Source organism: Salana multivorans (genome assembly GCF_003751805.1).
In the GTDB taxonomy this organism is placed as follows: Bacteria; Actinomycetota; Actinomycetes; order Actinomycetales; family Beutenbergiaceae; genus Salana; species Salana multivorans.
In genome coordinates, this window is the sequence record NZ_RKHQ01000001.1 from 636,511 (window position 1) to 653,222 (window position 16,712).

A 16,712-nucleotide genomic window follows, 5' to 3' on the forward strand; every position below is an offset into this window, starting at 1 on the left:
GCTAGGAGTATCGGATGCGGGGGTCGATGGCCGCGAGCAGGATGTCCGAGAGCAGGGTCCCGACGATCGTGAGCGCGCTCAGGATGAGGACGATCGCCCCCGTCAGGTACATGTCCTGCGACAGGATCGACTCGAGCAGGACGGGTCCCGTGGTGGGCAGGTTGAGCACCTTCGACACGACGACCTCGCCGCCGACCATCGCCGGGAGCATCCAGCCGATGGTCGAGACCAGGGGGTTGATCGCGATCCGGACGGGGTACTTGAGGATCACCCTGTGCTCCGGGAGGCCCTTCGCCCGGGCCGTCGTGACGTACAGCTTCTTCAGCTCGTCCAGGAGCGAGGAGCGCAGCACGCGGATGGTGCCGGCCGCACCGGTGATGGCGAGGACGGCGATCGGCAGCCACGTGTTCTTCAGCAGGTCGAGGAACTTGGCGACCGACCACGGGGCGTTGCGGAACTCCGGCGAGTAGAGCCCCGTGATGAGGAAGCCCGTGTTGTCGAAGATGAGGTACATCGACACGAGCGCGAGCAGGAACGGCGGGACGGCGACGCCGACGAAGCTGAGGAACGTGACGAGGTGGTCGCCGAAGGAGTACTTCTTCAGCGCCGAGTAGATCCCGACCGGGATCGCGATGACCCACGTCACGAGCATCGAGACGAGGGCGAGCGCGATCGTGCGGGGGATCCGCTCCGCGAGGACCGCGGCAACCGGCCTGTCGTACAGGAAGGAGTTGCCGAAGTCCCCGCGGAGCAGGTTGGACATCCAGAGCCAGTACTGGGCGATCAGCGGCCGGTCGAGCCCGTAGCGGGCACGGAGCGCGTCGATCTGCGCCTGGTTGACCGTTCCGCCCTGCATCTCCAGGTTCCGGATGTAGGTGTCGACGAAGTCACCCGGCGGGAGCTGGATGATGACGAACGCCACCACGGAGATGAGGAAGAGGAACGGGATGAGCAGGAGTAGCCGTCGGATCACGAACTGCGTCATGACTGGCTCCCAGGACTGGTTCTGGACGTCGGGGTGGTCATCGGTCTAGATGCCTAGTGGTCGGTGTCGACTGGTCCGTCGCCTACTCGGCGGCGCTCTCGTCGGCGTCGGCGAACCAGAGACCCGGCGAGCCGATGTAGACGTCGAGGTTGACCGGCGACCCCTCCTTCGGGAGGTTCTGCAGCCGCTGGTCGGCGACCGTCGGCGTGACCTGGGCACCCGTGATCGGGATGAAGGCGTAGTTCTCCTTGAACCAGGTCTCGAGGGCCTCCCAGCGCTTGACGCCCTCCTCGGACTGCGGGGGGACCTCCTTGCGCGAGGTGTGGAGCTGGAAGAACTCCTGCAGCGCGGCGTCGGGCTCGCGGCCACGCTCGCCGTTGGACAGGAAGTACTGGTACTGCTCGGGCGCCCACGGGCCCTTGTGCGCCGGCAGGTAGTCCTCGGAGATGCCGGACGGCCAGCCGGGACCGTCGTTGCCCATGATCGAGGCCATCACCTGGTTGGCGTCCTTGCGCTGACCCCACAGGGTGTCGTCGACCGCCTCGAGCTGGACGTTGATGCCGACGGCGCCGAGCTGCTCGCGCAGGAGCTCCGCGACGGGGTTGAAGTCGGACTGGCCACCCGTGTAGGTCAGCGTCAGCACGAACGGGCTGCCGTCCGGGAAGGTCCGCTGGCCGTTCGCACCGGCCGTCATGCCGAGCTCGTCGAACAGCGTCGCCGCCTGCTCGGGGTCGTAGGTGCGCCACGACGGGTCGAGGTCCTCGTAGAGACCGAAGTAGACCGCGTCGTTGACCGCCTTGTCGTCGATCGACGCGGCGATCGCCTTCTGGAACCGCAGGTCCGGGTCGTTCATCACGGCCTGCCACTGGCTGCCCTCGACGTCCCACTCGTAGTCGCGGTTGAGGAAGAGCTGCAGCGGGTTGTTGAACGAGCCCGTCGTGAAGACGGTCAGCCCGGCCCGCTCGGCGTTCTGCTTGTAGATCGGCATGTTGTTGAGCGAGACCTCGCCACCGGAGGCGAGCGTGACCTGGCCCGCGAGGATCGCGTTGGTCCGCGCGTCCGAGTCGACGACCCGGTTGACGACGACGCGGTCGATGTACGGGAGCTGGTGCCCGTCGGAGTCGACCTGCCAGAAGTACGGGTTGCGCTCGAACACCGTGAGGTTCTCGCCGGACTCGACGAGGATCCACGGGTTCAGGGTCGGCAGGCCCATGCCGCGCGGCTCGCCGACGTCCCAGTGCGGGACGTCCTTGTAGTCGAGCAGCGACTGCCAGTCGTTGCGGTCGTTCTCCTTGACCAGCGCGTCGAGCGTCGCCGCGTCCGCGTAGTCGGCGTGGAACTGCTTGAGGTAGTGCGCCGGCTTGACCAGCTCGGCGTAGCTCGGGATCCACGAGTTGAGGTCGGCGACGAACTGGCCGTACGGCTCGGCGAACGTCAGCGTGAACGTGCGCTCGTCCTTGATCTCGAGCTGGGCGAGCGGCTTGGCCGGGTTGCCCTGCGTGTAGAGCCAGCTCGGGGCCGGGCGGTTCGCGTCCGGGTTCCCGTAGAGGTCCTCGAGCGTGAACCGGACGTCCTCGGTCGTGACGGGCTCGCCGTCGGACCACCGCAGGCCCTCACGGAAGGACATCGTGTAGGCCGAGTAGTCGTCGTTGTGCTCGAACTCGCTCACGACGTTCGGGACGCTCGCCTCGGTGGTCTGGCCGGGCGAGCGCAGGATCGTGCTGCCGACGATGTTGACGAAGCCGCTGGAGGCGAGCGCCGAGAACTGGATCTCACCGCCGTAGCGACCGTTCTGCCAGTCGAGGTACTCCTCCTGGAGGTAGGTCCCCGGACCGACCACCAGCGGGTCCGGGACCATCCGCTCGTCGATCGGCGGCAGCTCGCCCGCCTCGACGCGATCGGCGAAGATCGGCGGCTCGAGGAAGCCACGCTCCGATGGCGTGATGTCCTCCGCGGCCGCGGCACCTCCCCCGTCGTCCTTGCCGCCCATGTTCGCGATGGCGAAGGCTGCTCCGCCGATCACCACTGCTGCGACCACACCACCGGCAATCAGCCGATTGCGGCGCTTCGCACTCTTCCGACTCATCTCTGCCGAAGCTCCCTTGCTCGGATGGTTGTCCTGCCCGCGGCCCTTGTGCCCGGGCTTCCGACGCGACTCCTACGCCGCGCCGTTAGACGTTTAACCAGCCACAGGTCTAGCAGCGAGCTTCGCGCCACGTCAAGGCGATCCGCCTCGACGGCAGGTCACGATCTGGTCACGAGGTGAGCCAGGTCACACAGGATTCCCTTAGAAGATAGCGGCGAGCCGCCTTGAACGATGCGCCACGATGGAGAAGCATGGGATGTGCAGGGGGCCACACGCTCACGGCCCCGCGGGCGACGGAGGCCGTCGGGGTTGACGCCGGCCAGCCGTCCTGTTATTCCTTTAACCAGACGGAAGGCAATGCCGTGAAGACACCGAAGTCTCGTAACCGAGCGACCATGGCACAGGTCGCTCGGCTCGCGGAGGTCTCGATCGCGACGGTCTCGTTCGTGGTGAACGACGACCCCAAGGCGAAGACACTGACGCAGGCGACCCGCGACCGGGTCCTCGAGGCCGTTCGCATGCTCGACTACCGGCCCAACCTGCAGGCCAGGGGTCTGCGCACGCAGCGGTCGCACTCGATCGCCGTGCTCACCGACCACCTCACGGCCGTCCCGTTCGCCAACTCCACGATCCGCGGCGTCCAGGAGCGCGCCTGGGCCGGCGGCTACCTCGTCACGACGATGACGACCGACGACAACGCCGAGCTCGCCGCGCACGCCGTCGAGATGGTGCTGGCGCGCCAGTTCGACGCGGTCATCGTCACGACCGCGTACACGCACGAGGTCACGGTGCCGAGCGAGTTCGCCGCCATGCCGCTCGTCCTGCTCAACTGCTTCTCGGGCGACGGCTACCGCACGGTCCTGCCGGGCGAGCGAGCCGGCGCCCGCAGTGCCGCCAAGGTCCTGATCGACGCCGGTCACACCCGGATCGGCTTCATCAACGGTCTGCGCACGACCTGGGCCGCGGGCGAGCGCCGGCTCGGCTACCGCGACGCCCTGCGCGAGGCGGGCCTGGAGTACGACCGCACCCTCGTGCGCTCCGGCACCTACGAGACCGACAGCGGCTACCGCCACGCCATGGCGCTGCTGGACCGCGCCGACCCGCCGACGGCGATCATGTGCGCCAGCGACCGGATGGCCGTCGGCGCCTACTACGCCGCCTACCAGCGCGGGCTGCGCATCCCGGAGGACCTCTCGGTGGTCGGGTACGACAACCACACCGAGTTCTCGGAGCACGCCGTCCCCGCGATGACGACCGTCAGCCTGCCGTACTACGAGATGGGGCTGGCCGCGGTCGACCTCCTCCTCGCCCCCGAGCGCGCGGGGAAGGGCGGAGCCGCGGCCGGCGCAGGCGGGACGGCCGGGGCCGCGACCGGTGCCGCGGGTGGCACGCGGGTCGTCGCGAGCACGACGAGCGGGGCGACCGGCTCCCACGTGACCGAGATCGCCTGCGAGCCCGTCATCCGTCAGTCCGTCGCCGCGCCCAGCAGCCGGCCCCGAGCTCGCGTCCAGCACCCGGTCGGGTCACCGATCGACGCCCCAGCACCACGCGAACGAGTCCCCCTGGAGGTCACGTCATGAGCCTGCTCGACGTGAAGGATCTGCGCACCTACTTCTTCGTCGACGAGGGGGTGGTCAAGGCCGTCGACGGGGTCGACCTGACGATCGGCGAGCGCGAGACCGTCGGCGTCATCGGCGAGTCGGGGTGCGGGAAGTCGACGATGGCCCACTCGCTCCTGCGGCTCATCCAGGATCCGGGCGACATCGTCGACGGCACCGCCGTCGTCCGGCTCAAGGACGGGACGCGGCGGGACGTCTTCGCGCTCGAGCCGGACTCGGACGAGCTGCGCGACATCCGCGGCAACGAGGTCGCGATGATCTTCCAGGAGCCGATGGCGAGCTTCTCCCCCGTCCACACGATCGGGTCGCAGATCGGCGAGATGCTGCAGCAGCACACCGACCTGGACGACGACGAGATCGAGGAGCGCGTCGTCGACCTCATGCGCCGCGTCGGGATCTCCAACCCCGAGCAGCGGTTCGACCAGTACCCGCACGAGTTCTCCGGCGGCATGCGCCAGCGCGCCATGATCGCGATGGCGCTCGCCTGCGGGCCGGCCCTGCTCATCGCCGACGAGCCGACGACGGCGCTGGACGTGACGATCCAGGCGCAGATCCTCCAGCTCCTCAAGGACCTCCAGGCCGAGGAGCACATGTCGGTCCTCTACATCACGCACAACCTCGGCGTGGTGGCCGAGCACGTCGACCGGGTCTACGTCATGTACCTCGGCCGGGTCGTGGAGTCGGCCCCGACCAAGGAGCTGTTCGCGAACCCGCGGCACCCGTACACGCAGAAGCTCCTGCGCTCGGTGCCCAAGCCCGGCCACCCCGTCGACCGGCTCGAGATCATCGAGGGCTCGGTCCCCATCCCGATCGGGCTGCGGCCGCAGTGCGGCTTCTACAGCCGCTGCCAGCAGGCCATCGAGGGTGTGTGCGACGTGGCCGTCCCGGCCATGACGACCGTGACCGACGACGAGGGCGCCCAGCACGCCGTCCGGTGCTTCCTGTACTCGGACGCCGTCGAGGAAGAGAGCGAGTGGAGCAATGTCTGAGTCCCGGACGTCGACCGCGACGGTGGAGGATCTCGTCGACGAGATCGCGCAGGACCTCGTCCTCGCCGTGCAGCACGTGAGCAAGGACTTCCCGATCCGCGGCGGGATGTGGGGCGGGTCGCGCGGCGTCGTGCACGCCGTCGACGACGTGACGCTCACTCTCCGCAAGGGCGAGACGCTCGGGATCGTCGGTGAGTCGGGCTCGGGCAAGACGACCCTCGGGCGGGTCATCGTCCGGGCGATCGAGCCGACGACGGGCACCGTCCTGATCCGCGACGACCGCGGCGAGCTCGTCGACGTGACGGCCGCGAGCCCCGGCGACCTCAAGCGCGCGCGCCGCAGCTTCCACATGATCTTCCAGGACCCGTACTCCTCGCTGAACCCGCGGATGACGGTCGAGGAGATCGTCGGCGAGCCGCTGGTCAACAACCTCGGCCTGCGCGGGCCGGAGCTGCGCGCCCGGGTGCTGGAGACGCTGGAGCTGGTCGGGCTCGGCGAGCGCCACCTCACCCGCTACCCGAACGCGTTCTCCGGCGGACAGCGCCAGCGGATCGGGATCGCCCGCTCGCTCGCCTGCCGGCCCAGCCTCATCGTGTGCGACGAGGCCGTCTCCGCGCTCGACGTGAGCATCCAGGCGCAGATCCTCAACCTGCTCAAGGACCTGCAGCGCGACCTCGACCTGTCCTACCTGTTCATCACGCACGACCTCGCGGTCGTCGAGCACCTCGCGCACCGCGTCGCGGTCATGTACGTGGGGCAGGTCGTGGAGTCGGCGCCGACGACGGACCTGTTCGCGCGGCCGCGCCACCCGTACACGGAGGCCCTGCTCTCGGCGGCGCCCGTCCCCGACGAGGAGCGGTCGCGTCCGACGATCGTGCTCAAGGGCGAGGTGGCCAACCCGGCGTCGCCGCCGTCCGGCTGCTACTTCCACCCGCGCTGCCCGTACGCCCAGGACGTCTGCGCGGAGAAGGCGCCGGTGCTGCGCGAGGTCGCGCCGGGGCACCTCGCCGCGTGCCACTTCGCCGACGAGCTGGAGCTCGCCGGCCCCGTCGCACCGCCGCTCGATCCCGCCGAGGCCGCGCTGCTCGAGCGGGCGTCCTCGCTGGCGGCCGTTGCCGACGTCGTCGAGGACGAGGCGGTCGAGGCCGTGGCCGCCGAGCAGGCGGTCGACGAGGCCCGCGCCGAGCGCGAGGCGCTCGAGGAGCGGGTGCAGGAGCAGCTCTGGCAGCAGGGGGAGCAGTAGTCCGTGCACGACGTGATGGACCCGTGCGACACGGTCCCCGACGAGCTCGACCAGCTCCTCACCTCCGGGTACGACGTTCCGCCGCCGCTGCGCGATGCCGTGCGCTCCGCCGCGGCGGCCGGGGACCGGGCGGGGCTCCTGGCGCTGCTGCCCGACCTCGGGCGCGTCCCGCGCCGGGCCGACTGGCCCTACCGCGAGCCCGAGGAGCTCGACGACATCCTCGCGGCCATGCCCGGCGCGACGGGTGCGGGTGCGCCCGGGGCGTCGGGCGGGAACGCGTCCGTCGCGTCGGGCGGAAACGTGCCCGGGGCGACGGGTGCGGGTCGCGGCCTCGACCGCGGACGCCTGCGGTCCCGGATCCACGGGGCGTGGCTGGCGCGGTCGGCTGGGTGCTGCCTCGGCAAGCCCGTCGAGGGCATGACGACGGCGGACATCCGCGCCTACCTGCGCGCCGCCGACGCCTGGCCGCTGACCGACTACGTCCCCCTGCTGGACCCCACCCCCGTCCCGTGGCAGAACCCGTGGTGGACCGTCGCGACGCGCGGCCGGGTGCACGGGATGCCCCGCGACGACGACATGGACTACACGATCCTCGCGCTGCACCTCGTGGAGACGAGGGGGCGCGCGTTCACCCGGGACGACGTGGCGGACGCGTGGCTCACGCTGCTCCCGTTCCTCCAGGTCTGCACGGCCGAGCGGGTCACGTACCGCAACCTGGTCTCCGGGCTGCCGGTGGCGCAGGCCGGGACCCGCGACAACCCCTATCGGGAGTGGATCGGGGCCCTCATCCGCGCCGACCTGTTCGGGTACGTCAACCCGGGCGACCCGCTCGGTGCCGTCCGGATGGCCTACGCCGACGCGTCGCTGTCCCACACCGCGAACGGGGTCTACGGCGAGCTGTGGGCGGCCGCCCTCATCGCCGGCGCGTTCGTCGCCGACGACACGCGCGACGCCGTGCTCCGCTCGCGCGCCTGGGTGCCGGCGGGGTCGCGGCTGGACGCCGCCCTCGGCGAGACGATCCGGCTCCACGCGTCGGGCGCCACGTGGGACGAGGCGATGGCCTGGCTCGACGCGGCGTTCGCCGACCACTCGTGGGTGCACACGCTCGGCAACGTCGTGGCGATCGCGGCCGGACTGCTGTGGGGCGAGGACGACGTGGCGCGCAGCCTCGGGCTCACCGTCCAGGCGGGGCTCGACACCGACTCCTCGGCCGCGACCGTCGGCTCGGTGCTCGGGGCCCTGCACGGGGTCGAGGCGCTGCCGGCGCACCTGGTCGACCCGCTGGAGGACCGGATCTCCAGCGCCGTGCACGGCTACGACGGGTCGCGGATCTCCGACCTCGCCGAGCGCACGCTCGCCCTGGTCCCCGAGTAGCCCGTCCCCGAGCGGCCCGTCGCCGCTCGGGTCGCGCCCGCCCGCCCGTCGCCGCCCGCCGACGCGGTCCGAGCGGCAGCAGCGCGCCGGCCCTGCGTCGACGGACCGCCGCGGCCCGGGTCAGGCCGGCGCGACGACCTCGACGCGCGAGGAGCGGTCCGGGAGCCGGGTGACGCGGAGCTGAGCCGGGATGTCGTCCTTCATCGCCTCGACGTGCGAGATGAGCCCGACGACGCGCCCGCCCGAGCGCAGATCCTCCAGCGTCGCCATCGCGATCTCGAGCGTGTCGGCGTCGAGGGCGCCGAACCCCTCGTCGATGAACAGCGTGTCGAGCTGGATGCCGCCGGCCTCGGCCGCGACGGTCTCCGCCAGGCCCAGCGCCAGCGCGAGCGAGGCGAGGAAGGTCTCGCCCCCCGAGAGCGACGCCGTCGAGCGGGAGACGCCCGTGTGGGCGTCGGCGACCCGCAGCCCGAGCCCCGACTCGACGTTGCGGTACTGGTGCCCGTCGTCCACCTCGAGCGCGTACTGACCGCTCGTCATGGCGAGCAGGCGGCGGTTGGCCGCGGCCACGATCGACTCCAGGCGCGCCGCCAGCACGAACGACTCCAGCCGGATCCGCCGCGTGTTCCCGCCGCCGCCCTCGAGCGTCGCCGCGAGCGCCCGCACGACGTCGGCCCGCTCCCGCGTCGCCCGCGATCCCGCGGCCGTCTCCGCGTAGGCCGCGCGCAGCGCCTCGAACCGGGCGCGGTCGGCCTCGGCGAGCGTCGCCGCCCGGGCCGCGTCGGCCCGGGCCGCCGCGGCGTCGCGGCTGGCGGTCTCGAGCCCCGCCAGGTCCGCCGGCTCGTCGGGGACCGCGACCGCGCTCGCCTCGTCCAGCTTGCCCCGGGCCGCCGCCAGCGCGCGGTCGAACTCGGCCACCTCGACCTCGAGGTTCTCCAGCTCGGCGCGGGGCAGGGCGGCCGCCAGGGCCTCGTCCACCGAGTCGAACCCGGAGATCGCGACCGCCTCGGTCAGCTCCGTCCGGCGCTGCTCCGCCTCCCGGCTCCGGGCGGCCTCGGCCTCGCGGGCGGCGGCGAGCGCCGTCGTCGCCTCCCGCGCGGCCCCGAGGACGCGAGCGAGCGCCGCGACCGACTCGGCCTCACCGCGGGCGGCGTCGACGAGCGAGGTGACGCGGGCGACCTCCGCGACCGCTGCGGCGTGCTCGGACGTCAGACGGGTGATCTCGACGTCCAGCTCCGCCATCGCCTCGCGGTCGGTCTCGACCTGGGTGCGGTGCCGCTCGAGCGCCGCACGTGCCTCGACGGCCTCGACCCTGGCCGTGCGAGCACGCTCCAGCTCCGCGCTCGCCAGCTCCAGCTCGGCCCTCGCCTCGGCGAGGGTGCCCTCCGCCGACGCGGTCGCCCCGGCCAGGGCCGTCGCCGTGGCGGCGGCCTTCTCCGTGGCGGCGCCGAGCGCACCGAGGGCCTCGTGGGCGGCGAGCGCGGCCGCGTCGACCGCCTCGTCCGTCACGTCGTCGGACGACGCGACGGCGGGTGCCGGATGCTCGACCGACCCGCAGACCGGGCACGGCTCGTCGGCCGCGAGCTCCCGGGCGAGCACGGCGGCCGACTGCTGGAGGCGCGCGCGCAGCAGCGCGTCGTGCCGGGCCCGCGCGGCGAGGGCGGAGGCCGAGGCCTCGGCCTCCGCGGTCCGGGCGGCGGCGAGGGCGACGGTCAGCCGCTCGACCTCCGCGTGCGCCGCGACCCGGTCCCGGGCGGACGCGTGTGCGCCGATCCGCTCCTCGATCCCGGCGGCGACCCCCTCGTGCTCGGTGAGCACGGCGAGAAGCCGCGCGGTCTCGGCCGGCGCGGCCGCGCGCCGCTCCGCGAGCTCCACCCGGCGATCGACGGAGCGCCGCAGCTCCGTCTCGGCCGTCCCGACCGCCCCGACGAGCCCGGGAAGCTCGGTCTCGGCCGCGAGCGCCGTGCGCAGCTCGCCCGACACCGCGGCGAGCTGCGCCGCGACCTCTCTCAGGTCGGCGGCCGAGGCGGCGGCCAGGTGGTCGGCGTCGCCGGCGAGCGCGGCGAACGACGGGGGCAGCGCGCGCCCGCCGTCGAGGTCCGCGACCGCTCGCGCGGCGGCCTCGGCCACGGTGCGCGCGGCCGAGGCCGCCGACTCGGCGCGGCGCAGGCTGGCGGCGGCCGTGTCGATCGGCGCCGCGCGACGGGCGGCCGCGAGCCGCGCCCGGTCCTCCTCGGCCCGCTCGCGACGCGACTCGAGCCCCGCCAGGTGCGCCTCGGCCAGCCGGCGACGCTCCCGTGCCGCCTCCTCGCCCCGCGCGCGCTCCCAGGTCGACGCGGCCCGCCGGGCCGCGGCCTCGGCCGCCTCCTCGACGGTTCGGGCCCGCTCGGCCAGACCGGCCAGGGCCTCGGCGTGCACGCGGAACCAGGTCTCCTCCTCGCCCCGGACGGGCGGTCCCTGGCCGACGCTCGCCTCGGCGCCGCCCGACCGCTCGGCGTCGTCGAGCGAGCCGGGACCACCGAGCAGTCCGGTGCCCTCGAACAGCCCGGCGTCGTCCGAGGGCCCGGCGCCGTCGAACGACCCGGCGCCTCCGAGCTGCCCGGCGCCGTCGGGCGACGCACCGGCCACGCCGACCCCGGCCCCGACCAGCTCCGGCGTCGCAGCGAGCTCGACCGCCTGGTCCAGCAGCGCCGCGAGCGCCCGGTCGACGTCCGCGACCTCCCGCTCCGCGGCGCGCGCGAGGTCCCGGACCGTTCGTTCGAGGTGCTCGTACCGGCCGGTGTCGAAGAGCGTCCGCAGCACGCCGCGCCGCGTCTTGGTGTCGGTGTGGAGGAACTCGGCGAACCGCGCCTGGGCCAGCAGGATCACCTGGCGGAACTGGGCGGCGTCCAGCCCGAGGATCGCGCTGACCCGGGGCCCGACCTCGCGCGGCTGCACGTCGAGCGCGCGCCAGGTGCCGCGGTCAGCTGCCCGCCCACCCCCGTCACCGATCGACCCGCCGGCGGACCCCTCGCCCACCGGCCCCTCGGCCGCCGGTCCCGGTCCCGGTCCCACGGACCCTCGCGGCTCCCAGACCTCGAGCAGGGCCGTCGCCTTCTCCTCGGTCGTTCCCGTCCCGCGTCGCTTCGGTCGCAGGTAGGCGGGCGTCCGGGTCACCCGGTAGCGCTCGCCCCGGACCTCGAAGTCGAGCCGGACCCGCGTCGGGTCCTCGGGGCGGGCGAAGTCGCTCCGCACGCTCCGCTCGGCGCCCTCGTAGCGCGGCACCGCGTCGAACAGCGCGAACAGCACCGCGTCGAGCACGGTCGACTTGCCGGCTCCCGTCCGACCCGTGATGGCGAACAGCCCGGCGCGCTCGAACGCGCGGAAGTCGATCGTCTGCCGCTCGCGATAGGGCCCGAACCCCTCGATCTCGAGCCCGAGGATCCTCATCGGGCGGCCTCCGTCGCATCCCGCAGCGCGATCGCCTCGGCGAGCACCTCGCGCTCCGCGGCGCTCGACCCGGCCCCGCCCCGCACGAAGACGAGGAACTCCTCCACCAGCTCGGTCTCGGAGCGGCCGCGCACCCGCTCGGCGTAGCTGCGGGCCTCCGGCCGGGACGCGTGGGTTGGACGGTGAGCCAGCGTGACGGCGTAGGGGTACCGCTCGCGGAGACTGCGCATGGCCTCGTGCGGCAGCACGTCATCGGTCAGGACGACCTCGACCCAGGCGTCCCGGGCGTCCTCGTGCGCCCCGGGGGCGAGCAGCTCGGCGAGCGTGCCCCGCAGGCGCGCCACCTCGCGCGGCACCGGGAGGTCGAGCCACTCGACCGTGAGCGCCGCCCGGCCGTCGTCGCCACCACCGGGCTCCCCGAGCTCGACGAGCCACGCCCCGCGCGGCTTGTCCCGCTCGCCGAAGGAGAACCGCAGCGGCGCGCCCGAGTAGCGCACGCGGGGTGAGAACGTCGTCCGGCCGTGGATGTGCCCGAGCGCGACGTAGTCCGGCCCGTCGAACACCGAGACGGGGACGAGGTCGAGACCGCCCCGCGTGATGTCCCGCTCCTCCGTGAGCCCGCCGTCCTCGCGCGTCTCGCGCACCGGCTCCGCGGCGTCGCTCGTCCGCGCGTCGCGGCCGGCGTCCTCGTCCGCCGCCAGGTTCTGCGCGAAGCAGTGGGCGGCGACCACCCACCGGCCGCCCCGCAACTCGTGGTCGGCGCGCACCAGGCCCATCGCGAAGTCGAGCGCCTCCGCGTGCGTCGTCCCCGTGAACTCGGGGTGCTCGGCCGCCAGCAGCGCCGGGTGCAGGTAGGGCAGCCCGTAGAACGCGACCGGCCCCGCGTCGCCATCGGCCGCACCATCCGCACCCGTCGCGTCGATCATCACCGGCTCGCCGAGCGACGCCAGCGAGGTCCGCACGTGCACGCCGCCGCGGGCGGCGAACTCGGCGAGGTGACCGAGCCGCGCCGGCCCGTCGTGGTTGCCGGAGGTGAGGACGACGACGGCCCCGGCCTCACGCAGCCGCCCGACGGCCCGGTTGAGCAGCGCGAAGGCGTCGGCCTTCGGCGCCGAGTGGTCGAACACGTCCCCCGCCACGACCACGACGTCGACCGCCAGCTCCCGCACCGACTCAGCCAGGGCAGTCAGCACCAGCTCGAGGTGCTGGTCCGTCGAGTGACCGTGGAAGGTCCGCCCGATGTGCCAGTCGGAGGTGTGGAGGATCCGCATGTCCGTCACGCTATCCGCGCCGGCCGACATCGAGCGGGAGGGACGCCGCGTCCTGTGGACGACGGCGTCGGCGCACCCTTCCCGCGGGCGCACCGCCTCCCGACGCGACGGGGTCGTCGCGCCGACTCGTCAGCCGCGCGCCGCCAGCCAGTCGCGGATCGGGACGAGGTTGCCGAGCTGCGCCAGGTACCCCTGGACGCCGTAGTCGAACACCGCCACGCGGACGCCGTGCTGCGCGAGGCCCGCGACCCACTCGATCGCGTCGGGGAGCTGGACCGAGATCACCTGGTCCGTCGCCTCCGCCGGCAGCCCCAGCCCCTGGGCCGCGGCCCGGGCCCGGTCGGGCGAGGTGAACGCGAGGATCGCCGGCCCCTCCGAGAGGGTCAGCATGAGCGGCTGCGGCGCCTCGGGCGTGCCGCGGGGCACGAAGAACCAGTGCTCCAGCGCGAACACCTCGCGCCAGAGCGCGGCCTGGAGCTCGACGTCGTCGAGGTGCTCGCGCCACGCGGCCGCCCGGGCGTCGATGCTCGCGATGGTCTCCGCCGACGGGAACCCCGTCGGCTCAGGCGTCGTCGACTCGGACTCGGTCGGCGTCGGGGACTCGGCCGGTGTGGGCGGCTCGGTGGTCATGCTGCTCCCTCGGGTCGGGGCCGGGCCGCCCGCGCGGCGTCGGCTGGCTGGTCGGTGACGACGCCGGCTCGCGCGGCCACCCGGTCGAGCTTGTCGTCGAGCAGGTCCAGCGCGGCACCGTCGTGCCCGCGCAGGTGCTCGACGGCCGCGAGCGCCGTGAGGGCCACGTCGAGCAGCTCCTCGACGACGTCCTCCCGCGTGTGCGTCACGCCCTTGCGGGGGTTCTGGCCGATCGCGCCGATGAAGGCCGCGACCACCTCGCCGTTCTCCTCCGACACCTTGGCGATCCGGCTCCACGCCTGCGCCTCGGGGTCGCGGTGCGCGTTGGGCGCGTCGATCCATCGGGACAGCGCGACGAGCTTCTCGGTCGGGGTCACGCCGGCCATTCTCCCCCGCCGGGCTAGAGTCGCAGGACCGACCGTCACCGCCGACGAAGGAGTCACCATGCCACGTCGTTCCCGCGGGGTGATCGCCCGGGCCAAGGGCGCGCCCGTCGAGCTCGTCACGATCGAGGTCCCCGATCCCGGGCCCGGCGAGGCCGTCGTCCGGGTGCTCGCGTGCGGGGTCTGCCACACCGACCTGCACTACCGCGAGGGCGGCATCGGGGAGGACTTCCCGTACCTCCTGGGGCACGAGGCGGCCGGGATCGTCGAGGAGGTGGGCGACGGCGTCACGCAGGTGGCGCCGGGCGACTACGTCGTGCTCAACTGGCGCGCGGTCTGCGGCCAGTGCCGCGCGTGCGCCAGGGGCCGACCGCAGTACTGCTTCGCCACCCACAACGCCACGCAGCGGATGACGATCGCCGACGGCCCGGACGCGGGCACCGCCCTCTCCCCGGCGCTCGGGATCGGGGCGTTCACCGACTACACGCTGGTCGCCGCCGGTCAGTGCACGACGGTCGATCCGGCCGCCGCGCCGGAGGTCGCCGGCCTGCTCGGCTGCGGCGTCATGGCCGGCCTGGGCGCCGCGATCAACACGGGCGCCGTCGGGCGCGGCGACTCGATCGCCGTCATCGGCTGCGGCGGCGTCGGCATGGCGGCCGTCGTGGGAGCCCGGCTCGCCGGGGCGGGCACGATCATCGCCGTCGACGTCGACCGGCGGAAGCTGGACCGGGCGCTCGAGCTGGGCGCGACGCACACCGTCGACGGGCGTGAGGTCGACGTCGTCGAGGCGGTCCGCGAGCTGACCGGCGGCCACGGCGCCGACGTCGTGGTCGACGCGGTCGGCCGGCCCGAGACCTGGCGGCAGGCGTTCTACGCGCGCGACCTGGCCGGGACCGTCGTCCTCGTCGGCGTGCCGACGCCGGAGATGCGCATCCCCGACATCCCGCTGCTCGACGTGTTCGGCCGCGGCGGCGCGCTCACGTCCTCGTGGTACGGCGACTGCCTGCCGAGCCGCGACTTCCCGATGCTCATCGACCTCTACCTGCAGGGCCGGCTGCCGCTCGACGCGTTCGTCACGGAGACCACGGGCATCGACGGCGTCGAGGCGGCGTTCGAGAGGATGCACGGCGGCGACGTGCTGCGCAGCGTCGTCGTCCTTGACCGCGAGCACGACGGCGAGCGGGCGGGGGTCCCGGCATGACCGCCCGGATCGACCACGGCACGAGCTCGGGCACGTTCTCGCTCGACGGCGAGACGTTCGACGTCGAGAACAACGTCTGGGTGGTGGGCGACGACACCGAGTGCCTCGTGATCGACGCCCCGCACTCCGTTGAGGACGTGCTCGCCGTCGTCGGGGACCGCCGCGTCGTCGCCATCGTGTGCACGCACGCGCACGACGACCACGTGCGCCAGGCCCCGGCCCTGCGCGAGGCGACGGGCGCCCCGATCCTCCTGCACCCGGCCGACGAGCCGGTCTGGCGGCTCACCCACCCCGACGTCGACCCCGACGCCGGGCTCGCCGACGGGCAGCTGATCGCGATCGGGGGGACGGAGCTGACGGTGCTCCACACCCCCGGGCACACACCCGGCGCGGTGTGCCTGCACGCGCCGGACCTCGGCGTCGTGCTCACGGGCGACACCCTGTTCAACGGCGGTCCGGGGGCGACCGGCCGGTCGTTCTCCGACGCGGACCTCATCGTCGACTCGATCCGCCGCATCCTGTTCGCCCTGCCGGACGGGACGCTCGTCCTCACCGGGCACGGCGACTCGACGACGATCGGCGCGGAGGCGCTCGCGCTGGGTCGCTGACGGGGCCATCGCGGTCGCCGTGGCCACGCCGGGGCCGCCTCGCCGCCCGCAGCCGGTCCTACGGTGGCCACCGCCGGCCCCGTGACCACCACGAGCCCCGTGACCACCCGGACACGGCACGAGGCCCGGACCATCAGGTCCGGGCCTCGTGGTGTGGTTCGGCGTGGTGCCGGGAACCCGACGAGTCGCGTCAGGCCGAGGCGCCAGCTGCCGACAGCTCGGCGCTCTCCTTCTCGGCGACCTTGCCGGCGTGGCGCAGGCCGAGGACACCGAGGGCGACGAGCCCGGCGGCGCCGACGAAGCAGACGATCGCGGCGATGCCGGCGATCTCACCGATCGTGGCGAACGCGTACCCGTACAGGAGCAGACCGCGCAGGGTGTTGCCCTTGAAGAGCGTCTCGGACCGGAAGGTGTTGACCGCGGCGACGGCGGCCGTCTGGTCGTCCTCGCTCAGCGTGTCGTCCGCACCGATCGACTTGGCGACGGTACCGGCGGCCTCGTACGTCAGCGGCTCCTTCCAGCCCTCGAGCGACTCGGCGTCGATGCCGAACTCGGACAGGCTCTCGGCGAGCGTCGTCGTGCCGTGGTTCATGTGGGCCAGGATGTAGTGGTCGGCGTAGGCGCGGGCCTTGGCGCCGCTGTCGAGCTCGGTGCCGACGAAGGGACGCAGCGCCGCCGCGTCCGCCTCCGTGAGGCTGCCGGACTCGACCTGGGCGTCGATGGCCGCGTCGACCGGCATCGTGATGTCCTGCATGGCGAACTGGCTCTTGACCTGGGAGTCCACGAAGGACGACGCCCAGGTCAGGAGGCCGCCGGCCACGAGCAGCACGAGGGCCAGGGCCAAGCCGGTCCAGGAGATGAGCTTGTCGAATGCCGAGCGCATGGCATTCCTCT

General features: G+C 73.3%; 13 protein-coding genes. 6 read left to right on the plus strand and 7 right to left on the minus strand.

Annotation, left to right across the window (positions count from 1 at the left end; translation table 11 throughout):
* Nucleotide 1: 1 nt before the first annotated feature.
* Complete coding sequence (locus tag EDD28_RS02995) at nucleotides 2–985, minus strand: ABC transporter permease (protein ID WP_123738266.1); 984 nt, start codon at nucleotides 983–985, stop codon at nucleotides 2–4.
* A gap of 82 nt (nucleotides 986–1,067) precedes the next feature.
* Entirely contained in the window at nucleotides 1,068–3,071 is a 2,004-nt protein-coding gene (locus tag EDD28_RS03000; RefSeq protein ID WP_148059530.1) for an ABC transporter substrate-binding protein, read from the minus strand.
* 395 nt (nucleotides 3,072–3,466) lie between these two features.
* Here EDD28_RS03000 and EDD28_RS03005 point away from each other — a divergent pair, with 395 nt between their 5' ends.
* The 4 genes from EDD28_RS03005 to EDD28_RS03020 are packed head-to-tail and all read left to right on the plus strand — an operon-like array spanning nucleotide 3,467 to nucleotide 8,296.
* On the plus strand, nucleotides 3,467–4,651 hold the full coding sequence (locus tag EDD28_RS03005) for a LacI family DNA-binding transcriptional regulator (protein WP_170169325.1): 1,185 nt from the start codon (nucleotides 3,467–3,469) through the stop codon (nucleotides 4,649–4,651).
* Nucleotides 4,648–5,679, plus strand: a complete 1,032-nt coding sequence (locus tag EDD28_RS03010; RefSeq protein ID WP_123738269.1) for an ABC transporter ATP-binding protein — start codon at nucleotides 4,648–4,650, stop codon at nucleotides 5,677–5,679. Before EDD28_RS03005 ends, EDD28_RS03010 begins: the two co-directional genes overlap by 4 nt.
* Nucleotides 5,672–6,922, plus strand: coding sequence for an ABC transporter ATP-binding protein (locus EDD28_RS03015; protein WP_170169326.1), 1,251 nt, complete (start codon nucleotides 5,672–5,674; stop codon nucleotides 6,920–6,922). Before EDD28_RS03010 ends, EDD28_RS03015 begins: the two co-directional genes overlap by 8 nt.
* 3 nt (nucleotides 6,923–6,925) lie before the next feature.
* Complete coding sequence (locus EDD28_RS03020; RefSeq protein WP_211339098.1) at nucleotides 6,926–8,296, plus strand: ADP-ribosylglycohydrolase family protein; 1,371 nt, start codon at nucleotides 6,926–6,928, stop codon at nucleotides 8,294–8,296.
* 120 nt (nucleotides 8,297–8,416) lie between these two features.
* Here EDD28_RS03020 and EDD28_RS03025 read toward each other — a convergent pair whose 3' ends face one another.
* The 4 genes from EDD28_RS03025 to EDD28_RS03040 all read right to left on the minus strand — a co-directional run bounded on the left by EDD28_RS03025 (nucleotide 8,417) and on the right by EDD28_RS03040 (nucleotide 14,003).
* Nucleotides 8,417–11,725, minus strand: coding sequence for an AAA family ATPase (locus EDD28_RS03025; protein ID WP_123738270.1), 3,309 nt, complete (start codon nucleotides 11,723–11,725; stop codon nucleotides 8,417–8,419).
* Nucleotides 11,722–12,996: an exonuclease SbcCD subunit D gene (locus EDD28_RS03030; protein ID WP_123739894.1), complete on the minus strand. Its 1,275-nt coding sequence runs from the start codon at nucleotides 12,994–12,996 to the stop codon at nucleotides 11,722–11,724. The genes EDD28_RS03025 and EDD28_RS03030 overlap by 4 nt, the downstream gene beginning before the upstream one ends.
* A 129-nt stretch (nucleotides 12,997–13,125) precedes the next feature.
* On the minus strand, nucleotides 13,126–13,626 hold the full coding sequence (locus tag EDD28_RS03035; protein WP_123738271.1) for a hypothetical protein: 501 nt from the start codon (nucleotides 13,624–13,626) through the stop codon (nucleotides 13,126–13,128).
* Nucleotides 13,623–14,003 carry a MazG-like family protein gene (locus EDD28_RS03040; protein ID WP_211339099.1) on the minus strand — a complete coding sequence of 127 codons (381 nt, stop codon included), beginning with the start codon at nucleotides 14,001–14,003 and terminating at the stop codon, nucleotides 13,623–13,625. Before EDD28_RS03040 ends, EDD28_RS03035 begins: the two co-directional genes overlap by 4 nt.
* Nucleotides 14,004–14,070: 67 nt before the next feature.
* Between EDD28_RS03040 and EDD28_RS03045 the strand changes: the two genes are divergently transcribed.
* Nucleotides 14,071–15,210, plus strand: coding sequence for an S-(hydroxymethyl)mycothiol dehydrogenase (locus tag EDD28_RS03045; protein ID WP_123738273.1), 1,140 nt, complete (start codon nucleotides 14,071–14,073; stop codon nucleotides 15,208–15,210).
* Entirely contained in the window at nucleotides 15,207–15,818 is a 612-nt protein-coding gene (locus tag EDD28_RS03050) for an MBL fold metallo-hydrolase (protein WP_123738274.1), read from the plus strand. The genes EDD28_RS03045 and EDD28_RS03050 overlap by 4 nt, the downstream gene beginning before the upstream one ends.
* 190 nt (nucleotides 15,819–16,008) lie before the next feature.
* On the opposite strand, the gene EDD28_RS03055 is transcribed toward EDD28_RS03050, so the two are convergent.
* A complete protein-coding gene (locus EDD28_RS03055; protein ID WP_123738275.1) occupies nucleotides 16,009–16,701 on the minus strand; it encodes a hypothetical protein in 693 nt (230 codons plus the stop codon).
* Nucleotides 16,702–16,712 lie beyond the last annotated feature (11 nt).

Excerpts from the sequence above, each read along its gene's own strand:
- EDD28_RS02995 (WP_123738266.1), bottom strand. The coding sequence starts at position 985 with ATGACGCAGTTCGTGATCCGACGGCTACTCCTGCTCATCCCGTTCCTC.
- EDD28_RS03000 (WP_148059530.1), bottom strand. The coding sequence starts at position 3,071 with ATGAGTCGGAAGAGTGCGAAGCGCCGCAATCGGCTGATTGCCGGTGGT.
- EDD28_RS03005 (WP_170169325.1), top strand. The coding sequence starts at position 3,467 with ATGGCACAGGTCGCTCGGCTCGCGGAGGTCTCGATCGCGACGGTCTCG.
- EDD28_RS03010 (WP_123738269.1), top strand. The coding sequence starts at position 4,648 with ATGAGCCTGCTCGACGTGAAGGATCTGCGCACCTACTTCTTCGTCGAC.
- EDD28_RS03015 (WP_170169326.1), top strand. The coding sequence starts at position 5,672 with ATGTCTGAGTCCCGGACGTCGACCGCGACGGTGGAGGATCTCGTCGAC.
- EDD28_RS03025 (WP_123738270.1), bottom strand. The coding sequence starts at position 11,725 with ATGAGGATCCTCGGGCTCGAGATCGAGGGGTTCGGGCCCTATCGCGAG.
- EDD28_RS03030 (WP_123739894.1), bottom strand. The coding sequence starts at position 12,996 with ATGCGGATCCTCCACACCTCCGACTGGCACATCGGGCGGACCTTCCAC.
- EDD28_RS03035 (WP_123738271.1), bottom strand. The coding sequence starts at position 13,626 with ATGACCACCGAGCCGCCCACACCGGCCGAGTCCCCGACGCCGACCGAG.
- EDD28_RS03045 (WP_123738273.1), top strand. The coding sequence starts at position 14,071 with ATGCCACGTCGTTCCCGCGGGGTGATCGCCCGGGCCAAGGGCGCGCCC.
- EDD28_RS03050 (WP_123738274.1), top strand. The coding sequence starts at position 15,207 with ATGACCGCCCGGATCGACCACGGCACGAGCTCGGGCACGTTCTCGCTC.
- EDD28_RS03055 (WP_123738275.1), bottom strand. The coding sequence starts at position 16,701 with ATGCGCTCGGCATTCGACAAGCTCATCTCCTGGACCGGCTTGGCCCTG.